This window comes from Croceibacterium salegens, assembly GCF_009827435.1.
Lineage (GTDB): Bacteria > Pseudomonadota > Alphaproteobacteria > Sphingomonadales > Sphingomonadaceae > Croceibacterium_B > Croceibacterium_B salegens.
This window is the reverse complement of record NZ_WTYM01000036.1, coordinates 162,040-180,071: the sequence shown is the minus strand read 5'-3', so window position 1 is coordinate 180,071 and position 18,032 is coordinate 162,040. Positions and strand designations below refer to the sequence as shown.

At 65.1% G+C, this 18,032-nt stretch carries 19 protein-coding genes; 10 read left to right on the top strand and 9 right to left on the bottom strand.

The window, feature by feature from the left end:
• The first annotated feature begins 82 nt into the window (after positions 1-82).
• Positions 83-1,006: a DUF817 domain-containing protein gene (locus GRI89_RS08965; RefSeq protein WP_159794275.1), complete on the top strand. Its 924-nt coding sequence runs from the start codon at positions 83-85 to the stop codon at positions 1,004-1,006.
• Here GRI89_RS08965 and GRI89_RS08960 read toward each other — a convergent pair.
• A complete protein-coding gene (locus tag GRI89_RS08960; protein ID WP_159794273.1) occupies positions 940-2,343 on the bottom strand; it encodes a methyl-accepting chemotaxis protein in 1,404 nt (467 codons plus the stop codon). The two genes, GRI89_RS08965 and GRI89_RS08960, sit on opposite strands and share 67 nt — an antisense overlap.
• 106 nt (positions 2,344-2,449) lie before the next feature.
• A complete protein-coding gene (locus GRI89_RS08955) occupies positions 2,450-3,175 on the bottom strand; it encodes a glutathione S-transferase family protein (RefSeq protein WP_159794271.1) in 726 nt (241 codons plus the stop codon).
• A 106-nt stretch (positions 3,176-3,281) separates the two neighbouring features.
• Between GRI89_RS08955 and GRI89_RS08950 the strand changes: the two genes are divergently transcribed.
• Positions 3,282-3,608 carry a hypothetical protein gene (locus GRI89_RS08950; RefSeq protein ID WP_159794269.1) on the top strand — a complete coding sequence of 109 codons (327 nt, stop codon included), beginning with the start codon at positions 3,282-3,284 and terminating at the stop codon, positions 3,606-3,608.
• Here GRI89_RS08950 and GRI89_RS08945 read toward each other — a convergent pair.
• Positions 3,602-4,801 (bottom strand): exo-beta-N-acetylmuramidase NamZ family protein, encoded by a 1,200-nt coding sequence (locus tag GRI89_RS08945; RefSeq protein WP_159794267.1) that lies wholly within the window; start codon positions 4,799-4,801, stop codon positions 3,602-3,604. The genes GRI89_RS08950 and GRI89_RS08945 overlap by 7 nt on opposite strands.
• On the bottom strand, positions 4,798-5,409 hold the full coding sequence (locus GRI89_RS08940) for a DOMON-like domain-containing protein (RefSeq protein WP_159794265.1): 612 nt from the start codon (positions 5,407-5,409) through the stop codon (positions 4,798-4,800). The genes GRI89_RS08945 and GRI89_RS08940 overlap by 4 nt, the downstream gene beginning before the upstream one ends.
• A gap of 27 nt (positions 5,410-5,436) precedes the next feature.
• On the opposite strand from GRI89_RS08940, the gene tyrS reads away from it, so the two are divergent.
• The 7 genes from tyrS to GRI89_RS08905 all read left to right on the top strand — a co-directional run bounded on the left by tyrS (position 5,437) and on the right by GRI89_RS08905 (position 11,252).
• Positions 5,437-6,669, top strand: a complete 1,233-nt coding sequence (gene tyrS / locus GRI89_RS08935; RefSeq protein WP_159794263.1) for a tyrosine--tRNA ligase — start codon at positions 5,437-5,439, stop codon at positions 6,667-6,669.
• 81 nt (positions 6,670-6,750) lie between these two features.
• Positions 6,751-7,086 (top strand): PilZ domain-containing protein, encoded by a 336-nt coding sequence (locus GRI89_RS08930; RefSeq protein ID WP_159794261.1) that lies wholly within the window; start codon positions 6,751-6,753, stop codon positions 7,084-7,086.
• Positions 7,087-7,155: 69 nt separating this feature from the next.
• Positions 7,156-8,436, top strand: coding sequence for an MFS transporter (locus tag GRI89_RS08925; RefSeq protein ID WP_328598177.1), 1,281 nt, complete (start codon positions 7,156-7,158; stop codon positions 8,434-8,436).
• Positions 8,433-9,353: a cysteine synthase A gene (gene cysK, locus GRI89_RS08920; protein ID WP_159794259.1), complete on the top strand. Its 921-nt coding sequence runs from the start codon at positions 8,433-8,435 to the stop codon at positions 9,351-9,353. The genes GRI89_RS08925 and cysK overlap by 4 nt, the downstream gene beginning before the upstream one ends.
• 71 nt (positions 9,354-9,424) lie before the next feature.
• The gene (locus GRI89_RS08915) at positions 9,425-9,826 is read left to right on the top strand and encodes a DUF6152 family protein (protein WP_159794257.1); all 402 of its coding nucleotides are present in this window, start codon (positions 9,425-9,427) and stop codon (positions 9,824-9,826) included.
• A gap of 2 nt (positions 9,827-9,828) precedes the next feature.
• Positions 9,829-10,557: a hypothetical protein gene (locus GRI89_RS08910; protein ID WP_159794255.1), complete on the top strand. Its 729-nt coding sequence runs from the start codon at positions 9,829-9,831 to the stop codon at positions 10,555-10,557.
• Positions 10,554-11,252 (top strand): dienelactone hydrolase family protein, encoded by a 699-nt coding sequence (locus tag GRI89_RS08905; protein WP_328598176.1) that lies wholly within the window; start codon positions 10,554-10,556, stop codon positions 11,250-11,252. Before GRI89_RS08910 ends, GRI89_RS08905 begins: the two co-directional genes overlap by 4 nt.
• Here the strand turns inward: GRI89_RS08905 and GRI89_RS08900 are convergent.
• The 4 genes from GRI89_RS08900 to GRI89_RS18270 all read right to left on the bottom strand — a co-directional run bounded on the left by GRI89_RS08900 (position 11,249) and on the right by GRI89_RS18270 (position 14,447).
• Positions 11,249-13,015, bottom strand: coding sequence for an acyl-CoA dehydrogenase (locus tag GRI89_RS08900; RefSeq protein WP_159794253.1), 1,767 nt, complete (start codon positions 13,013-13,015; stop codon positions 11,249-11,251). The genes GRI89_RS08905 and GRI89_RS08900 overlap by 4 nt on opposite strands.
• Positions 13,016-13,381: a phosphoribosyl-AMP cyclohydrolase gene (hisI, locus tag GRI89_RS08895; protein ID WP_407924973.1), complete on the bottom strand. Its 366-nt coding sequence runs from the start codon at positions 13,379-13,381 to the stop codon at positions 13,016-13,018.
• Positions 13,382-13,706: 325 nt separating this feature from the next.
• On the bottom strand, positions 13,707-13,979 hold the full coding sequence (locus tag GRI89_RS18275; protein ID WP_328598175.1) for a ComF family protein: 273 nt from the start codon (positions 13,977-13,979) through the stop codon (positions 13,707-13,709).
• Between the two features lie 48 nt (positions 13,980-14,027).
• Positions 14,028-14,447: a ComF family protein gene (locus GRI89_RS18270; RefSeq protein ID WP_328598174.1), complete on the bottom strand. Its 420-nt coding sequence runs from the start codon at positions 14,445-14,447 to the stop codon at positions 14,028-14,030.
• Positions 14,448-14,524: 77 nt separating this feature from the next.
• Between GRI89_RS18270 and GRI89_RS08885 the strand changes: the two genes are divergently transcribed.
• Positions 14,525-15,292: a methyltransferase domain-containing protein gene (locus GRI89_RS08885; protein ID WP_159794249.1), complete on the top strand. Its 768-nt coding sequence runs from the start codon at positions 14,525-14,527 to the stop codon at positions 15,290-15,292.
• Here GRI89_RS08885 and ppdK read toward each other — a convergent pair.
• Entirely contained in the window at positions 15,275-17,911 is a 2,637-nt protein-coding gene (ppdK, locus tag GRI89_RS08880; protein ID WP_159794351.1) for a pyruvate, phosphate dikinase, read from the bottom strand. The two genes, GRI89_RS08885 and ppdK, sit on opposite strands and share 18 nt — an antisense overlap.
• Positions 17,912-18,032 lie beyond the last annotated feature (121 nt).

Sequence of the window (18,032 nt, the reverse complement as noted above, 5' to 3'; positions counted from 1 at the left end):
GATGGCAACCATTTCGCCCCGCTCCGGGTTGCTCAGATTTTGCTCATTTGCCCACCGCTTGCCTCGCGGCAATGTCGGAGCGATGAGCGCGAGCGAGACGATCAGGGACCACACCCGCTTTGCCAGGGTACGCCAGCGGCTGGAGGAGTACACGCCCGCGCCCGGCTGGCCGGCATGGCTCTACGAATTCGCCTTGATCGGCTTCAAGCAGGGTTGGGCCTGCCTGTTCGGGGTTCTGATGCTCGCTCTGCTGCTGACGACGCACCTGTTCTATCCGGCCAACGCTGCCCTCGCCCGCTACGACTTCCTGACGCTGGCGGCGCTGGCCATCCAGCTCGCCATGCTCGGTTTCCGGCTGGAGACGTTGAACGAGGCCAAGGTGATTTGCGCGTTCCACGTCGTCGGTACGGTGATGGAACTGTTCAAGACCAGCGCCGGATCGTGGCTCTATCCCGAACCGAGCCTGCTCAGGATCGGCGACGTGCCGCTGTTTTCCGGCTTCATGTATGCTGCCGTCGGTAGCTACATCGCCCGCGTCTGGCGGATCTGCGATTTCCGATTCGAGCCCTATCCGAAAGCGCCGTGGCCGCAGCTCCTCGCGGTGGCGATCTATGTGAACTTCTTTGCCCACCACTGGCTGCCCGATGTTCGGCTGGCATTGTTTGCGCTGCTCGGCCTGCTGTTCTGGCGCACCCGCATCTACTTCACGGTCTGGCGCAAGCCGCGCTGGATGCCGCTGCTGCTCGGCTGGTTCCTCGTCGCGCTGTTCATCTGGTTCGCCGAGAATCTCGGCACCTTCGCCCGCGCCTGGACCTATCCCGACCAAACCGAGGCCTGGAGCCCGGTATCACCGGCCAAGCTCGGCGCATGGTACCTGCTGATGTACATCAGCTTCGTGCTGGTCGCCGCGGTCCACGGCCCCCGTGCCCGCGATGCGGCTCAGTCGAAGCTGTATGCCAGTTCGACGTCGCCCCAGCGGCGTCCGGCGACGACTAGCGGGACGTAGACGTTGCGCACCACGCGATAGGTCCGTCCGTCGCCCTCGTGGCGATAGACCGCCATCATGTAAGGCTCGCCGCTTGCCTTGGCCTTCTGGTCGATCGTGTCGAGGATCTTGCGGCCATTGCGACAGAACTGGGTGTCGTGGACGACATCGCCGGTAGGCGGGCGCGAGTGCTTCGACAGGTGGGTTGGCAGGAAGCCGTTCATGTCGGTGCAGGCGCTCGCCATGATGCGCGGGTCTGCTTCGCTGTAGCGATCGAGCATCGGCTGCCAGACGCGGTCGGCCCAGTCGGTCAGGCGTGTGCGGTAGCGCTTGGGATTGCTCCCGGCGATCTCCCGGTATTCGCGGTCAAACAGCGCCTCGGCGCTCAGTTCGCCCTCGGCGATCGCGCGCTCGGTGCGTTCGGCAACCTCGCGGGCGTAGCCCTGCGCGCGCTCGACCATTAGGCTGTCCTCGGGTGACAGGCCCGCCTTGACCAACGCGTCGAACATGCCGCTGGCGGTCAGTTCGAGCGCCTCGATGCGATGGTGCGCATGGCGCAACCTTTCCTCGTTCTTGCCCGCGGCCCTGTCGTAGCCTTCGATCACTTCCTGGACCTGGTGGACGTGCGTACTGATCGTGCCGGTGTTCCGCGAGATTTGGTCGTTCTGGTTGTCGACCTCGACGATCAGGTCGCTGACCATCTCGATCGCCCGTTCGATGCCGGCGACCGAGGACTTTGCCTGCTCGCTCGCTTCGGCGCCGCTCTTGATGCGCGCGATAACCTGCTCACCTTCACCGGCCAGGGCCTCGATGGTGCGCGTGATCTCGTTGCTGGCGCGGTGCGCATCGCCGGCAAGGCTCTTCACCTCGTTGGCGACGACAGTAAAGGTCCGCCCGGCCTCGCCCGCGCGCCGCGCCTCGATGGCGGCGTTTAGCGCGAGGATGTTGGTCTTGTCGGCGATCTGTTCGATTTCCTGCGAGGAGGTCTTCACCTGCTCCATCGCGGCGGCAAAGCCGGTCACGTGGCGGGTCAGCGTCTGCACGGCATCGAGCAGGTCGGTGATCTGCGTCAGCGAGGAGCGGATGTGCCTGCGGCCTTCACCGAGTCGCTCGATCGCCCGCTGCGACAGCAGCCGCGCTTCGTCGCAAGCGTCGGTGACCTTCTTCTGGTCGTCGTCGAGCGCCTTGACCGTGCCCTTGAGTGCGTCATGCTCGGCACGCAGCGAGGCGAAGGATTCGAGGACCTTATTGACTACGCCGGCGACGTCGGAACAGCCGACGGTTACTTCCCCGCAGTGCCGCGAAATTCCATCGATACTTTTGTTAGTTCTCGCGAGTGCGACTGCGACGTGTTCCATCAGAGGTCCCAACCAATTCTCCGTTCGGAAAGGACCTAGGTGGGCGTGGTTACCGTCGCCTTAAGGTGAGAAAATATTTCTCGCCTGTTTTCGAATGTTGCAAAAACTAGAACTCACGTGGAACTCTTTCGAACATATCTTTTACCGCCGGCCGTTCGTGAATCTGGTGCAGCCAACGCACCAGATGCGGCGTGTCGCTAGCGTTGACCAGCTCGGCAAAGCCCTGCTCCATCCCGTTGGCGATGGCGAAGTTGCAGATGTCGGCGAGCGAGTACATTCCGCCCGCCAGCCACTCGTTATCGGCGAGGTGATCGTCGAGTTTGCGCACCGAGACGCCGATCTTGCGCATCTCCTCGTCGAGTACTTCCTTGGGGAAGCCCTTGCGCGCGGTGCGCCACTTGACCTGCTGTTCTGGCACCGGGACTTTGGAGACCATTTCCTCGAAGGCCACATCGTCCAGGTGCCTGACCATGTTGCCGACATAGCGGTGCCAGCCGACGGTCGAGACGCACCAGCAGAAGTACTCGTCGACCCACTTGGTCCAGATTCGCATCATCGCGCGGTCGTAGGAATTGTCCGGGCGCAACCTGACCTTGGTCGGGTGTTCATCCTCGAGGTATTCGCAGATTACCGTGCTTTCGGTGATGATCTTTCCGTTGTCTTCCAGCGCCGGAACCTGGCCGCGCGGATTGATCTTCTTGTACCATTCAGCGTGGTGTTCGAACCTGGTGGGGTCGAGCAGGCGGTGATTGAACGCGAGGCCCTTCTCGTAAAGTGCGAGCATGGGCTTGAGCGAATTGGCGCCGGGTCCGAAACTGTAGAGCGTGAGCATGGGGCCTCTCCGGATTTTGCCGCAGCTTGTGTGCCTCAAGCCGGACGGAGTCAATTTGGGCTTGATCGCGCGGAGTGGTATTTTGCTAGCCTGAAGGAGAGATGCCATGCGCCGTGTCGCCGCTATCGCCGTCCTGCTCGCCTGCACTGCCGCCTCGCCGTCCCCTCCGGGCAACGCAACTTCCACAACGGTCCTGACCTTGCCTGAGAAAGCCGATACCGTGTGCCGGGACCGGATCGAGCAGGTCCGCACAGAACGCGGGCTGCCGAAGCTGCAGCGCGAGACCGCCCAGCCTGAAGAGCCCTATTTCATCGCCGCGGTCGACAAGCGGGTCGACGGCTGTTCGGTCATGGTGATGCGCAACAACACCATCGACATCCGACCGTTGCCGAAATTCGATCCGAAGGCGCCGCTGGTCCAGCCGGCTCAGTAAAGCAGCAGGTCAGCCACTTCCTCGCGCCACTTCGCCTCACCGGGTGATGCAAGGGCGTCGAGGTCGCTCGACTGACCGGCGGGGTCGTCAACCCATTCGCGCAAGTCCGGCCCGCCGTTGATCACATCGATAGCCAGCCGGTCGAATTCGTACTCGTAGGGAAAATCGCGCCAGATCGGATAGTCGGGATAGAGCGAGCGGATGGCCTTGAAGGCGAGTGCCTGCAGCCGCCACGGGCGGAACGCTTCATGCGTGTAGAAGCCACCCTCGGCGTGGATCATCAGCGCGTTGCACAGTTCACCGGCGTGCTTGTGAAATGTCGGGGTGAACCAGCATTCGCGCAGCGCGCAGCCTTCCAGCCAGTGCGGGGCGATGCGCTCCATCTCGGCCCTGACCCGCGAGGCATCGATATCCGGAGCGCCGAACAGGACTTCGAGCGGACGAGTCGTGCCCCTGCCCTCGCTCAACGTGGTCCCTTCGAGCATGACTGTCCCGGCATAAGCGCGCGCCATGTTGTGGTTCGCGGCATTGGGGCTCGGGTTGATCCAGATGCGATCCTCGGGCCAGCCATAGCCGGGCGCTGCTTCCGGCAGCCAGTAATGCATCTCGATCACCCGGTAATCGACATCGAGGCCGAAGTGGCGGACGAACCAGAGTCCCATCTCGCCCATCGTAAGCCCGTGGCGCATCGGCATCGGCGCGGCGCCGACGAAACTTTCCTGGCCGCGTAGCAGCAATGTTCCTTCGACCGGGCGGCCTGCCGGATTGGGCCGATCAAGTACCCAGACGCTCTTGCCATGCTTCGCCGCTTCCTCGAGCAGGTAGAGCAGCGTGGTGACGAAGGTGTAGATACGGCAACCGAGGTCCTGAAGGTCAAACAGGAAGACATCGGCGCTCGACATCATCTGCCCGGTCGGCCGGCGCACCTCGCCGTAGAGGCTGAAGACCGGGATGCCGTAGGTCGGATCGGTCTCGTCCGCCGTCTCGACCATGTTGTCCTGCTTGTCGCCCATGAGCCCGTGCTGCGGGCCGAAGGCGCTGGTCACGTTTACGCCGGCCGCAAACAGCGCATCGAGCGAATGGGTCAGGTCCGCGGTGACCGACGCGGGATGCGCGACGAGGCTGACGCGACGGCCGGAAAGCTCTTTGAGTAGGTCGGACTCGCTGACGAGCCGGTCGATGCCGAATTTCATGCCCTGGGCGGTGCCGGAAGCGTGGCCGTGAAGCAAGCGGGGTCGTGGAAATCAGGCGCACGATCTGGGTGCGAAAGTGCCCAGTACGATGTCGTCTGGAGGCGATCTGCCAGCACCGCAGACAGTCCGACGCGCCATTCGCTGGCAAGTGCGGTTGGCTCTACGCCGCCGAGATCGATCTCGACCGAAAGGTCGCCTTGCGCACCTTCGAAATCGAATTGTGGCGGCGGGATATCCAGGTTCCGCATGCCTTCGCGCCGGTCGCTGAACTCGTAGGCCGCCCAGTCATGGGAGAATGCGAAGTTGAACTCGAAATAGCCGGGACCACCATCGGGCATCACGAAGGCTTCGAAGCACGTGTCCTTCCACAGCCCGTCGGTGCGTTGCGGATTCACCGATCGCAGCGCCCGCTTGATCGCTCCCCGGTTGCCGATAAGCGTGAAGTCGAGCTGCAGCCGGTTGCTCGGCAATCGCTTTACCCGGACCTGCACTCCCTCGACCGCCGTGGTAGGAGTCCGTGGATGGCATACGAGCTGGAAGGTCCCCACCATTAAGCAAATCTGCGACATCGCAGGTAACTGCGCAAGCGCCTCGATGCTTGCCCGCAAGGCGAATGGTGCTAAGCGCGCAGCGTCATGAGCCAGTACAAATCAGACCTCCTGCGCCTGCTCGAAGAGCGGGGCCATCTTCACCAGGTGACCGACCCCGTGGCGCTCGACGCGCTCGCGGGCAAGGAGATCGTGACGGCCTATGTGGGCTTCGACCCTACCGCGTCTTCGCTGCACATCGGTAACCTCGCCTCGATCATGCTGCTCAAGCGCGTGCAGCAGGCCGGGCACCGCCCGATCGTCATCATGGGCGGCGGCACGGTGAAGGTAGGCGACCCTTCGGGCAAGGACGACATGCGCAAGATGCTGTCGGACGAAGTTCTTCGCTCCAACATCGCCTCGATACGTGACAGCTTCGGCAAGGTCCTGCGCTTCGACGATAGCGAAACCGGCGCGCTGCTGATCAACAACGACGACTGGCTGAGCCAGCTCGGTTACATCGAATTGCTGCGCGACGTCGGCAAGCACTTCACCATCAACCGGATGCTGACCTTCGATTCGGTCAAGCTCCGGCTTGATCGCGAACAGCCGCTGACCTTCCTCGAATTCAACTACATGATCCTGCAGGCCTACGATTTCCTCAAGCTGTCGCGCGACTACGGTTGCAAGCTGCAGCTCGGCGGCAGCGACCAGTGGGGCAACATCGTCAACGGCATCGAGCTCGGTCGCCGCATCGACGGAGCGGATCTGTACGGTGTGACTGGTCCGCTGGTTACCACTGCCGACGGCAAGAAGATGGGCAAGTCGGTCTTGGGCGCGGTCTGGCTCAACGAGGACATGCTGCCGAGCTACGATTTCTGGCAGTACTGGCGCAACACCGACGACCGCGACGTCGGCCGCTTCCTGCGCCTGTTCACCGACGTGCCGCTCGACGAAATAGCACGTCTCGAAGCGCTCGAAGGTAGCGAGATCAACGCCGCCAAGGTCGTGCTGGCTAACGAAGTCACCAAGATGGTCCGCGGCGCCGACGCTGCACATGCGGCCCAGGACACCGCCGCAGCAACGTTTGCCGGCGGCGGCCTGGGTGAAGACCTTCCGGTCCTCGAAGTTCCCGCGGAAGGTATCCGTCTGGGTGCGGCCTGCACGGAAATCGGCTTCACCGCCTCGGGCGGCGAGGCCAAGCGCAAGATCGCCGAAGGCGCGGTGCGCATCGACGACGAACCGGTCAAGGATCCCGGCTTTCTTATCGAACTGGCCCCCGGAGAAGAGCGCAAACTGTCGCTGGGCAAGAAGCGCCACGGGATTCTGCGCAGAAACTGACCGCCCGGTCCTTTACCGTTTATCCAGCATTTACTGCCACAAGGACCTTTCCACGCAGCAGAACGGAGGGGTCCTGACAGTATGAGCGGGGCACAGCTTTCGGTTACCGATCAGCGTCGCGCTACGCGGCACCCGGTCGACTTCCCTGTCATCGGCGAACACCGCAGCCGCGGTGACCTGCCGCTGCATGTGTGCAACATTTCTGCCCATGGCTTCATGGTCGACGGGGCGCCCGATCTCGGTCGCGGCGACCGCGTCATCATCCGCCTGCCGCACATCGGCCGCATCGAGGCCTATTGCATCTGGATGTCCGACGACCGCGCCGGCTTCCAGTTCGAGAGAATCATCCGGCTCGACGATTTCGTGGCGATGATCGAATCGCTGCAGCCGAACCCGCGCCTGCGCCGCCGGAACTAAAGCACCACTCCACGTTGGAATAGTTTCAGCCGCTTGGCAGGTGCCCCCGCGCCTGCCATTGGCCTGTGCGTGAGCGAGCCAACGTCACCTCTCCAGATCGGCGACTACCGGCTCTATTGGCTGGCCCGGCTGTTCGCCGTCTTCGCCACCATCTCGATGGTCGTGCTGCTCGGCTACCAGGTCTACGACGTGGCGCGCAGCGACTACGGCATGGCGCGGCCCGAAGCCGCCTTCCAGCTCGGTCTGCTCGGTCTTGCGCAGTTCGTTCCGCTGCTGCTGCTGACTCCGCTCGCCGGGATCGCTGCCGACCGCTTCGACCGCCGTCGCGTCGTGCTGGCCGCCAATGTGACCGACTGCCTGATCGCCACCACGCTGGCGGTGCTGACCTGGCAGGACGCGCTCAACCTGCCGGTCCTGTTCACGCTCGCCGCGATGCACGGCAGCGCACGGGTGTTCAACGGACCGGCGCTGAGCGCCATCGCGCCGAACATCGTGCCGGCAAGGCTGCTCCCCCGTGCCATCGCCATGGGTTCGATCGCCTGGCAGGCCGGGTCCGTCAGCGGGCCCTTCGTCGGCGGTCTGCTTTTCGAGCAGATGCCGGCCCTGCCCCACTTCCTCAGCGCTGTGTTGCTGCTCGCGTCTGGCCTGCTGATTTCGCTCGTGAGGCCTGTCCGCGCCAAGCACGAAGGGCCGCCGCTGCATCCGGTGCAGCAAATGATCGAGGGCTTCCGCTTCGTGAAGCACGAGCGCTTCCTCGTCGGCTGCATCACGCTCGACCTGTTCGCTGTCCTGCTCGCCGGTGCCACGGCATTGTTGCCCGTCTATGCCCGCGACATCCTGCAGGTCGGGGCAGATGGGCTCGGCCTGATGCGCGGAGCGGTCGCCTTCGGCGCGGCGATCATGGCGCTGTTCCTTTCCTTCCGGCCACTCGAGCACAATGTGGGCGTGAAGATGCTGTGGGCGGTCGCCGCCTTCGGGGCCATCACCTGCGCCTTCGCCGTTTCGACCAACTACATCCTCTCGCTCGCGCTGCTGGCGCTGCTCGGATCGGCCGACATGATCTCGGTCTTCATTCGCTCCAGCCTGGTCCAGCTCTACACCCCCGACACCATGCGCGGCCGGGTCTCGTCGATATCGGGCCTGGCCATTTCCGCCTCCAACGAGCTGGGAGAATTGCAGTCGGGCATCGCTGCCGCGTTGCTTGGTACTGTCGGTGCGGTAATGTTCGGCGGGATAGGCGCGATAGTCATCACCGCGGCGTGGGCCTGGATATTCCCGGAACTTCGCCACGCGCGCACTTTTGCTGCTAAGTACGACGAGGAAACTCCGCACAGGGAGAGCACGACATGAAGGCCGACAACGTTCTCGCCACCATCGGCAACACCCCGCACATCCGCCTCGCGCGGCTGTTCCCCGACCACGAGGTCTGGGTGAAGAGCGAGCGGGCCAACCCCGGCGGATCGATCAAGGACCGCATCGGCCTTGCCATGGTCGAGGCGGCAGAAGCCGACGGTAGCCTCAAGCAGGGCGGGACGATCATCGAGCCGACCAGCGGAAACACCGGCATCGGCCTCGCCATGGTCGCCGCGGTCAAGGGCTACAAGCTCATCCTCGTCATGCCGGAATCGATGAGCATCGAACGCCGCCGGTTGATGCTTGCCTATGGCGCCAGCTTCGACCTGACGCCGAAGGAAAAGGGCATGAAGGGCGCGCTCGAACGCGCGGCCGAACTCATTGCCTCGACGCCCAATTCCTGGATGCCGCAGCAGTTCGAAAACCCGGCCAACATCGCTATCCACGCCCGCACGACCGCGCAGGAGATCCTCAACGACTTCGCCGACGCGCCGCCCGCGGTGCTGATCACCGGCGTCGGTACCGGCGGCCACCTGACCGGCTGCGCCGAAACGCTCAAGCAGTCGTGGCCCGGGCTCAAGGCCTACGCGGTCGAACCGACGCTTTCGCCGGTCATTTCAGGCGGCCAGCCCGGCCCGCACCCGATCCAGGGCATCGGCGCCGGCTTCATCCCGGAAAACCTCCACACCCGCGCCATCGACGGGGCGATCCAGGTCGATCCGGAGGACGCCAAGGAAATGGCCCGCCGCTGCGCCCGTGAGGAAGGCCTGCTGGTCGGGATTTCGAGCGGTGCAACGCTCGCGGCGATCAAGCAGAAGCTCGCCGACCTTCCGGCGGGCACCCGCGTGCTCGGATTCAATTACGACACCGGCGAACGCTACCTTTCGGTCCCGGACTTCCTTCCGGTCGAGTAAGACTCCACGATCTCCGCTTGCGCGCGTCAGGCGGAGTGGTACCTTTTGCCAAAGACAAAAGGGGAGAGGTAATGCGTAGAATTCTGCCGTGGGCTGCTGCCGCGGCCCTGCCACTGGCGCCGCTCGCCGCGCATCACTCGTTCGCGATGTTCGACAACACCCGCTCGATCACGTTGCACGGGTCGGTGACCAAGTTCCAGTGGACCAATCCGCACGCCTTCCTCGAGGTCGAGGCCGACCAGCCGGGCGGCGGGACCAAGCACTACACGCTGGAGATGACCAGCCCGAACATGATGAGCCGCGGCGGCTGGAACGCTCGCACGATCAAGACGGGCGACGTGGTGACGGTCTACGTCTCGCCGCTGCGCAACGGTTCGCCGGGCGGACTTGTGCTCGAGGTCATCCTGCCGAGCGGAAAGCACATGCTGCCCGGCGTACCCAACGCCAGCCGTTACGCACGGACCTCGGATTGAGCATGCGCGCGCTTGCCTTGCTCCTGGCCGCGACCTCGGTCGCCGCCTCCGCCGCCGATCACCCGGACTTCTCCGGCGAGTGGGAGCGTTATCCCACCTACCAAGGGGATGAAATCGATCCGCGCTACGCCCCCACGCCAATCCCCGATCCGCCGCTGAAACCGGAATATATGCCGGACTGGCTGGAGAAGCAGAAGATCCTCGCGCAACGCCAGGAAGAGGGTCAGCCAGCGGGCGACAATTACGTGCACTGCATCCCCGACGGAATGCCGGCGATGATGATGGGCATGTTCCCGATGGAGATCATGCAGCGGCCCGAGAAGATCACCATCCTGCAGGAAGCCTTCACGCAGATTCGCCGCATCTACATGAACGAGGAACTGCCCAAGTGGGACGAAGTGAACCCCACGTTCTACGGCGCGTCGGTGGGGCATTGGGAGGGCGATACACTGGTCGTCGAGACCACTGGGGTGAAGGACTACGTGACCTTTCGCTGGGCCCCGCATTCGGAATCGATGAAGATCACCGAGCGCATTCGCCTGCTGGCGCCGGACTACCTGACCGACGAGGTCACCGTGGAGGACGAGCATTTCACCAGGCCGTGGAAATGGTCATGGGTCTACAAGCGGATGTCCGACTACAAGATGCAGGAATATGTCTGCGAGGATAACCGCGAGATCATCGGCGAAGACGGTGTGCAGGTGTTCGTACCCAAGGGTAAGTCGGAGTGAGTGAAACGATCGCCTATTCCGACGGCGAGACCGCTCTCAACGGCATCGTTTACCGCCCGTCGGGAACGCCGCGCGCGGCAGTCGCCGTCTATCCGACAATCATGAACCAGGTCGGCGTCGTTCTCGACAAGGCGCAGGCGTTGGCCGACGCGGGTTACCTTGCGATGGTCGCCGACTTCTACGGCAAGCAGCCTGAGAACTTCGACCAATCGCGCGAGTTCGTCGGCGAGATACGCGCAACCCCCGAAGACCTGCGGCGCCGCATCCGCATGGGCCTCAAGGCTCTGGTCGAAGTGCCCGGTTCCGAAGGCTTACCGCTGCTGGCAATCGGATTCTGCCTCGGCGGGCGCGCGGTCCTCGAACTTGCGCGCGAGGGCGCGCCGCTCGAAGCAGTGGTGAGCTTTCACGGGCTGCTCGACACCGAACTCCCGGCCGAGCCGGGCAAGGTCGCCGCGCGGATCCTCGTGTGCCACGGCGATGCCGACCCGATGGTGCCGCGCAGCCTGGTCGTGGCGTTCTGGGAGGAAATGGATGCCGCCGGAGCCAACTGGCACTTCCATTCGTACAGCGGGGTCAAGCACGGCTTCACCAACCCGAACTCGCCCGCGGGGAACCCGGCAGTCGACTACGACGCCAGCGCCGACCGGCAGAGCTGGGCAGCCATGCACGAACTGTTCGAAGAGGTACTAGGCTAGGCGCGCACGAACTGCTCGGGTGCAAGGGCCATCAGCGATTCCGACCCGGCTTCGACCTTGCGCCGCAATGCCCCGCAATTGGGCAGAGCGTGACCGGCGTAGTGCCACGCGGTCACCAATTTCGCGGCCATAAACGGATCGTCCGACGATTTCGCGGCAACCGCTGCCATCCGCAGCCACATCCACCCTACTGCGATAGTCCCGATGATCTGCAGGAACGGATAGGAACCGGCGCCCAGCACGTCCGGATCTTCCTTCACCTTGTGCAGAAGGAAGCGTGCAGCATCGCGCGCTTCATGGACGCCTTCGCGCAGCGGTCCCGAAAGCCACCGCAGGTCCTCGCTTGCCCCCGCGCAGGCGCCTTCGACCAGGCCCAGAAATGCCTCGCAGACAAGCCCGCCGTCGCGGGCCAGCTTGCGCCCCGCGAGGTCGAGCGCCTGCACGCCGTTCGCGCCCTCATAGATCATGCAGATGCGAGCATCGCGCACGATCTGCTCCATGCCCCACTCCTTGACGTAGCCGTGCCCGCCGAAGACCTGCTGCATGGCAACCGCGGTTTCGAACCCGCAATCGCTGCCGAACGCCTTGATCACCGGGGTCAGGAACGAGGCGAGCGCATCGGCCTGCTGGCGCGCCGCCTTATCCTCCAGCCCGTGCGACAGGTCGATCTGCAGCGCGGTGAAGGCGGCAAGGGCGCGGAACCCTTCGGTGAAGGCGCGCGCATCCATCAGCATTCGCCGCACGTCGGGATGGACGATCAGCGGATCGGCGGCAGCCGCCGGATCGGGCCGCTCGCCCATTGCCCGTCCCTGCTTGCGATCGAGCGCATAGGCTGCGGCCTTCTGGTAGGCGTTCTCGGCGTGGGCCAGGCCTTGGATGCCGACCCCGAGCCGCGCGGCGTTCATCATGATGAACATGCCGGCGAGCCCGAGGTTCTCTTCGCCGAGCAACCACCCGGTCGCTTCGTCGAAGTTCATCACGCAGGTGGCGCTGCCGTTGAGCCCCATCTTGTGCTCGATCGAACCGCACGAGAGCGTATTGCGCTCTCCGTCCGGCAGAATCTTCGGCACGAGGAACAGCGAAATGCCGCGTGAGCCCTCGGGCGCATCCGGCACACGCGCGAGCACGAGGTGGACGATGTTCTCGGTCAGGTCGTGCTCGCCGCCCGAGATGAAAATCTTCTGGCCGCTGATCGCATAAGTGCCATTACCGCGCGGCACGGCCTTGGTCCGCATCAGGCCGAGGTCGGTACCTGCATGCGCCTCGGTCAAAGCCATCGTCGCCAGCCATTCGCCGCTGACCATCTTCGGCAGGTAGACATCCTTGAGGTGGTCGGTCGCCGTCGACTGCACCGTGCTGACCGCGCCGGGCAGGATACCGGGGTACATCATGAACCCCGCGCAGGCCGAGTTGAGGTACTCCTCGATCACCGCCAGCAGAACGTGCGGCATGCCCTGCCCGCCGTACTCCTCGGGCTGGGCTAGCGTGACCCAACCGGCAGCGACAAGCTGGTCATAGGCGGCGCGAAAGCCGCTCGGCGTGGTGACGGTTCCGTCATCGTGCCGCGTGCAGCCCTCGCGGTCGGCGACCGGGTTCAGCGGGGCGACGACATCGGCGCAGAATTTGCCCGCCTCGGTGACGATGGCCTCGATGGTCTCGCGGTCGAGCGCGGCGAGCTGCGGCAATTGCTCGTTGCCGGGCAAGTCGAGCAGGTCGTCGAGCACGAACATCGTGTCGCGCACCGGCGGCATCCACAGGGTCATTCAATCGTCTCCAAGCGGGGCCAGTCCGTCTCCATCGAGCGCTCGATAGAAGCAGCTCCGGGCGCCAGTGTGGCAAGTCGGTCCCTCGGGCAAGGCTTTCAGCACCAGCGCGTCCTGGTCGCAGTCGACGAGGACCTGCTGCACGCGCAACACATGACCCGAACTCTCGCCCTTCATCCACAGCCTGCCGCGACTGCGCGAATGGAAGTGCGCGAGTCCCGTCTTGCGGGTCGCGACAAGCGCCTCGGCATCCATGAAGGCAACCATCAGCACTTCGCCCGACTCGGCATGCTGCACCACCGCGGACACGAGCCCCGCAGCATCGTATTTCGGCATGAATGCCGTACCGGTCTCTCGCTCCGAAATGAGCTATCCTTTCACAAGGTTGCGCGTTGCGCCGACGGAGGTGTCGGCTTGTTGCACGATAACCACAGATAACGGGCAAAATCCACGCCCAGAAAGCTAGCCGCTTTCGTTACGAACCTTTCGGTGGAATGAATGAGACAGCGGTTCGGACGAGCCGCAAACCACACCGGCCGCGCCGGAAACGCGCCAAGGTATGGGAGGGACCGGTACCGCAATCGGACCGGTTTTATGAGGGTTTGGACCTAGGCATCCAAAATGGGGGCGATGCCGACAGTCCAGCGATTTTCGTCACGCGAACGCCCGGGGTAACCCCCCGGGCGTTTTGCTATCCGGTATGATCGAGCGCCTCGTCGAGCACTCGTGCAAAGCAGGCGATGACGACCTTCTCTGCCCCGGCGCGCTTGAGCGCCGTGACACAAGCCGTGCTGGTCGCGCCGCTGGTCATGACATCGTAGACCAGCAGGACCTGCGCGCCCTTCAGAGCGGTCGCATGCTTGGGATCGATGCCGATCGCGCCCGATAGCGCCCTCGCCCGTGCCCTGCGGCCGAGTCCGCCAAGCGTCGGAGTCGGCTTGCGGCGAACGAGGCCATCGACCACCAGCGTCGCACCGGTTCGCTTCGACAGCTCGCTGGCGAGCAGCGACGATTAGTTGAACCCTCGCCGCCATAGCCGCCAGCGATGGAGCGACACCGGCACCACCATCCATTGGCCCTCAATCGGAGGCAGGCGCGCCGCCATCAACCCGGCAAGCAGCCTGGCGAGTGCAATGCGGCGGCCGTGCTTGAAGGCCAGCACCAGCTTGCGCGAAGCCTCGTTGTAGAGCGTCCCCGCAGCGATCCCGTCGTGCTTCGGCGGGTCGCCGAGGCACGGCAGGCATATCGCACCGACAGGCACCCCGTCGCCGAACGGTCGCTGGTATTTTGCACAGCTCGGCTCGCCGGGGATCGCCAGTTCGGCCCAGCAATAGGCGCATAGCCCGTCCTGCGCCGCCAGTCCGGCACCGCACAGCGGGCAGCGCGGTGGGTAGACGAGGTCGACGACCGGGCGGAGAGCCTCACGTAACATACTGACCATGCTGCCCTTTAAGCGGGCGCACGGCAAGCAGGCTTGCGCCGGCGCCTCACACGCGGCAGGGCCGCGCCATGTCCTCCACCCCGCCGCGTATCTTCGACCGCAAGCGCCGCCTCGCCGTGCAGCGCAGGCTCGAGTCGCGGCAACGAACCGAAGGCGCGGCGCGATTTGTCATCGACGACATGATCGTCGACCTGATCGAGCGCATCGCCTTCGTCCGGCAGCAACCGGGCGAGGCGCTGGTGATCGGCGACTGGACCGGTGCGCTCACGCCCGAACTGGTGGCGCAGGGCCACGAGGTGATGTGGCGCGGGATCGACGAGATCGATGAGGAACTGCCCTATCCCAGCGGCGGGTTCGACCTCATTGCGGGCCTCGGCACGCTCGATACGGTCAACGACCTGCCGGGCGCGCTGATCCACATGCGCAACGCGCTTGCGACGGGTGGGCGTGTGATAGTCCAGTTCCTGGGGGCTGGCTCGCTACCCAACTTGCGGACCGCCATGCTGGCGGCGGATGGCGAGCGGCCGGCGGCGCGGATGCACCCGATGGTTGATGTCCGCGCTGCCGCCCAGCTTCTCCAGCGCGCCGGGTGGAGCGACCCGGTGGTCGATAGCCGCACCCTGCGCGCCAGCTACGCCTCGCTCGACCGGCTCATCTCGGACCTGCGCGACCAGGGCCTTGGCTCGGTCCTCGCCTCCTTTGCGCCTCCGCTCACCAAGGCGGGGCTGGAGCGCGCCCGTGAAGCCTTTCTCGCCAATGCCGGTCCCAACGGGCGGGTGGTCGAGGACTTCGAAATCCTCACGCTCAGCGGGCGAAGATCACTCGCCGGAACGTAGCGCCGCCTGCGCTGCGGCCAATCGCGCGATCGGCACGCGGTAGGGGCTGGCGCTGACGTAATCGAGGCCGACGCTCTCGCAAAAGGCGATGCTCGCCGGGTCGCCGCCGTGTTCGCCGCAGATGCCGAGCTTGATGTCGGGCCGCGTCGCCCGGCCTCGCTCCGCCGCAAGTTCGACCAGTTGCCCGACGCCTTCGACGTCGAGGCTGACGAACGGGTCGCGGGCGTAGATGCCCTTGTCGACGTAGACGGCGAGGAAGTTCGCCGAATCGTCGCGGCTCACGCCGAGCGTTGTCTGCGTCAGGTCGTTGGTGCCGAACGAGAAGAACATCGCCTCCTCGGCGATCTCGCCGGCCATCAGCGCGGCGCGCGGCAGCTCGATCATCGTGCCGACCATGTAGTCGAGCGTCAGGCCCGTCTCGGCGAACACGGTCTTCGCGGTGTCGTCGACGACATTCTTGAGCAGCGCCAGCTCCTTCCTGGTGCCGACCAGCGGGATCATTACCTCGGGCACGACCGGCTCGCCGCCTTTGGCCGAAACCTCGCACGCCGCCTCGAAGATGGCGCGCGCCTGCATCTCGTAGATTTCCGGGTAGGTCACGCCGAGGCGGCAGCCGCGATGGCCGAGCATCGGGTTGAACTCGTGCAGCTCGGCGGCGCGGCGCTTGAGGTGGTCGACACCGACCCCGGCCGCATCGGCCACTTCACCGAATTCCTCGTCCGAATGCGGCAGGAATTCGTGCAGCGGCGGGTCGAGCAGGCGGATGGTGCACGGCAGCCCGGCCATGGTGGTGAAGATCTCGACGAAATCACTGCGCTGCTCAGGCAGCAGGCGAGCAAGCGCCTTGCGCCGCCCGGACTCGTCGTCGGCAAGGATCATCTGCCGCACCGCGCCGATCCGTTCGGCGTCGAAGAACATGTGCTCGGTGCGGGCAAGGCCGATGCCCTCCGCCCCGAACTGGCGGCCCATGCGGCAATCGGTGGGGGTTTCGGCGTTGGTCCGCACTTTCATGCGGCGGTGGCGGTCGGCCCATTCCATCAGCGTGCCGAAGTCGCCGGCCAGCTCGGGTTCGATGGTCGGGACCTCGCCGGCCATGATCTCGCCCGTCGAACCGTCGAGGGTGATCACATCGCCCTCGGCCAGATCGCGGCCGCCGATCTTGACGGTGCGAGCCTTGGTGTCGATCGACACGCCCGAAGCACCCGAGACGCAGGGCCGCCCCATGCCGCGGGCGACGACCGCCGCATGGCTGGTCATCCCGCCGCGGGCAGTCAGGATTCCCTGCGCGGCGTGCATGCCGTGAATGTCCTCGGGGCTGGTCTCCACGCGCACCAGCACGACCTTTTCGCCGCGCCCGGCCCAGCTTTCGGCTGTGTCGGCATCGAGTACGATCTTGCCGCTCGCCGCGCCGGGGCTGGCCGGCAGGCCCTTGCCGAGCACGTCGCGCGGCGCCTTGGGGTCGAGCGTGGGGTGGAGCAACTGGTCGAGCGCCATCGGGTCGACGCGGCAGATCGCGGTCTTCTCGTCGATCAGCCCCTCGCCCGCCATGTCGACCGCCAGCTTGAGCGCCGCCTTGGCGGTGCGCTTGCCGCTGCGGGTCTGCAGCATCCACAGCTTGCCCTGCTGCACGGTGAATTCGATGTCCTGCATGTCGCGGTAGTGCTTTTCGAGCAGCTCGAACACCGCGGCCAGTTCGTCGAAGGCGGCGGGCATGGCCTCTTCCATGCTCGGTGCGCTGGCACCGGCCCTGACCCGGGCCGCTTTCGTCAGGTACTGCGGGGTGCGGATGCCGGCGACGACGTCCTCGCCCTGGGCGTTGACCAGCCACTCGCCGTAATAGGCCTTCTCGCCGGTTGCGGGGTCGCGGGTGAAGGCGACGCCGGTGGCGCTCGTCTCGCCCATGTTGCCGAAGACCATCGCCTGCACGTTGACCGCGGTGCCCCAGTCGGCGGGAATGTCGTTGAGCCGGCGATAGACCTTGGCGCGGTCCGAATCCCAGCTGTCGAACACCGCGCGGATCGCGCCCCACAACTGCTCGCTCACGTCCTGCGGGAAGGCATGGCCGAGTTCTTCGGAGACGGTGCGCTTGTAGGTGTCGACCAGGCCCTGAAGGTCCTCGGCGGTCAGCTCGGTATCGTTGAAGTAGCCGTGGTCTTCCTTGGCGATCTCCAGCGCTTCCTCGAACAGCCCGTGGTCGAGGCCGAGGACGACGTCGGAGTACATTTGGATGAAGCGGCGGTAGCTGTCCCAGGCGAAGCGCTCGTCACCGCTGGCGGCGGCGAGACCGGCCACGGTGTCGTCGTTGAGGCCGAGGTTGAGGACGGTGTCCATCATTCCGGGCATCGAAACCCGCGCGCCGGAGCGGACCGAGACGAGCAGCGGGTCGGAGGCATCGCCGAAGCGCTTGCCCACCGCTTGCTCAACGTGGGTCAGTGCCTTGCCCACCTCGGCGCGAAGTTCGGCGGAGAAGTCGCCGCCTTCCTGCAGGTAGCGGACGCATTCCTCGGTGGTGATGGTAAAGCCGGGCGGGACCGGCAGGCCGATGCTGGCCATCTCGGCCAGGTTCGCGCCCTTGCCTCCGGTGACGGTCTTGTCTTTCTGGCGCGGATCGTCGTGCATTACGCCGCCGCCGAAGCTGTAGACCGTTCTCACGGCTGCAAGATCCCGGGTCACGGAGTTCTCACCTGTGACCCAGGCGAAAAACGGTAGGTACTTGAATACCTGAATGAATTACTGGCCA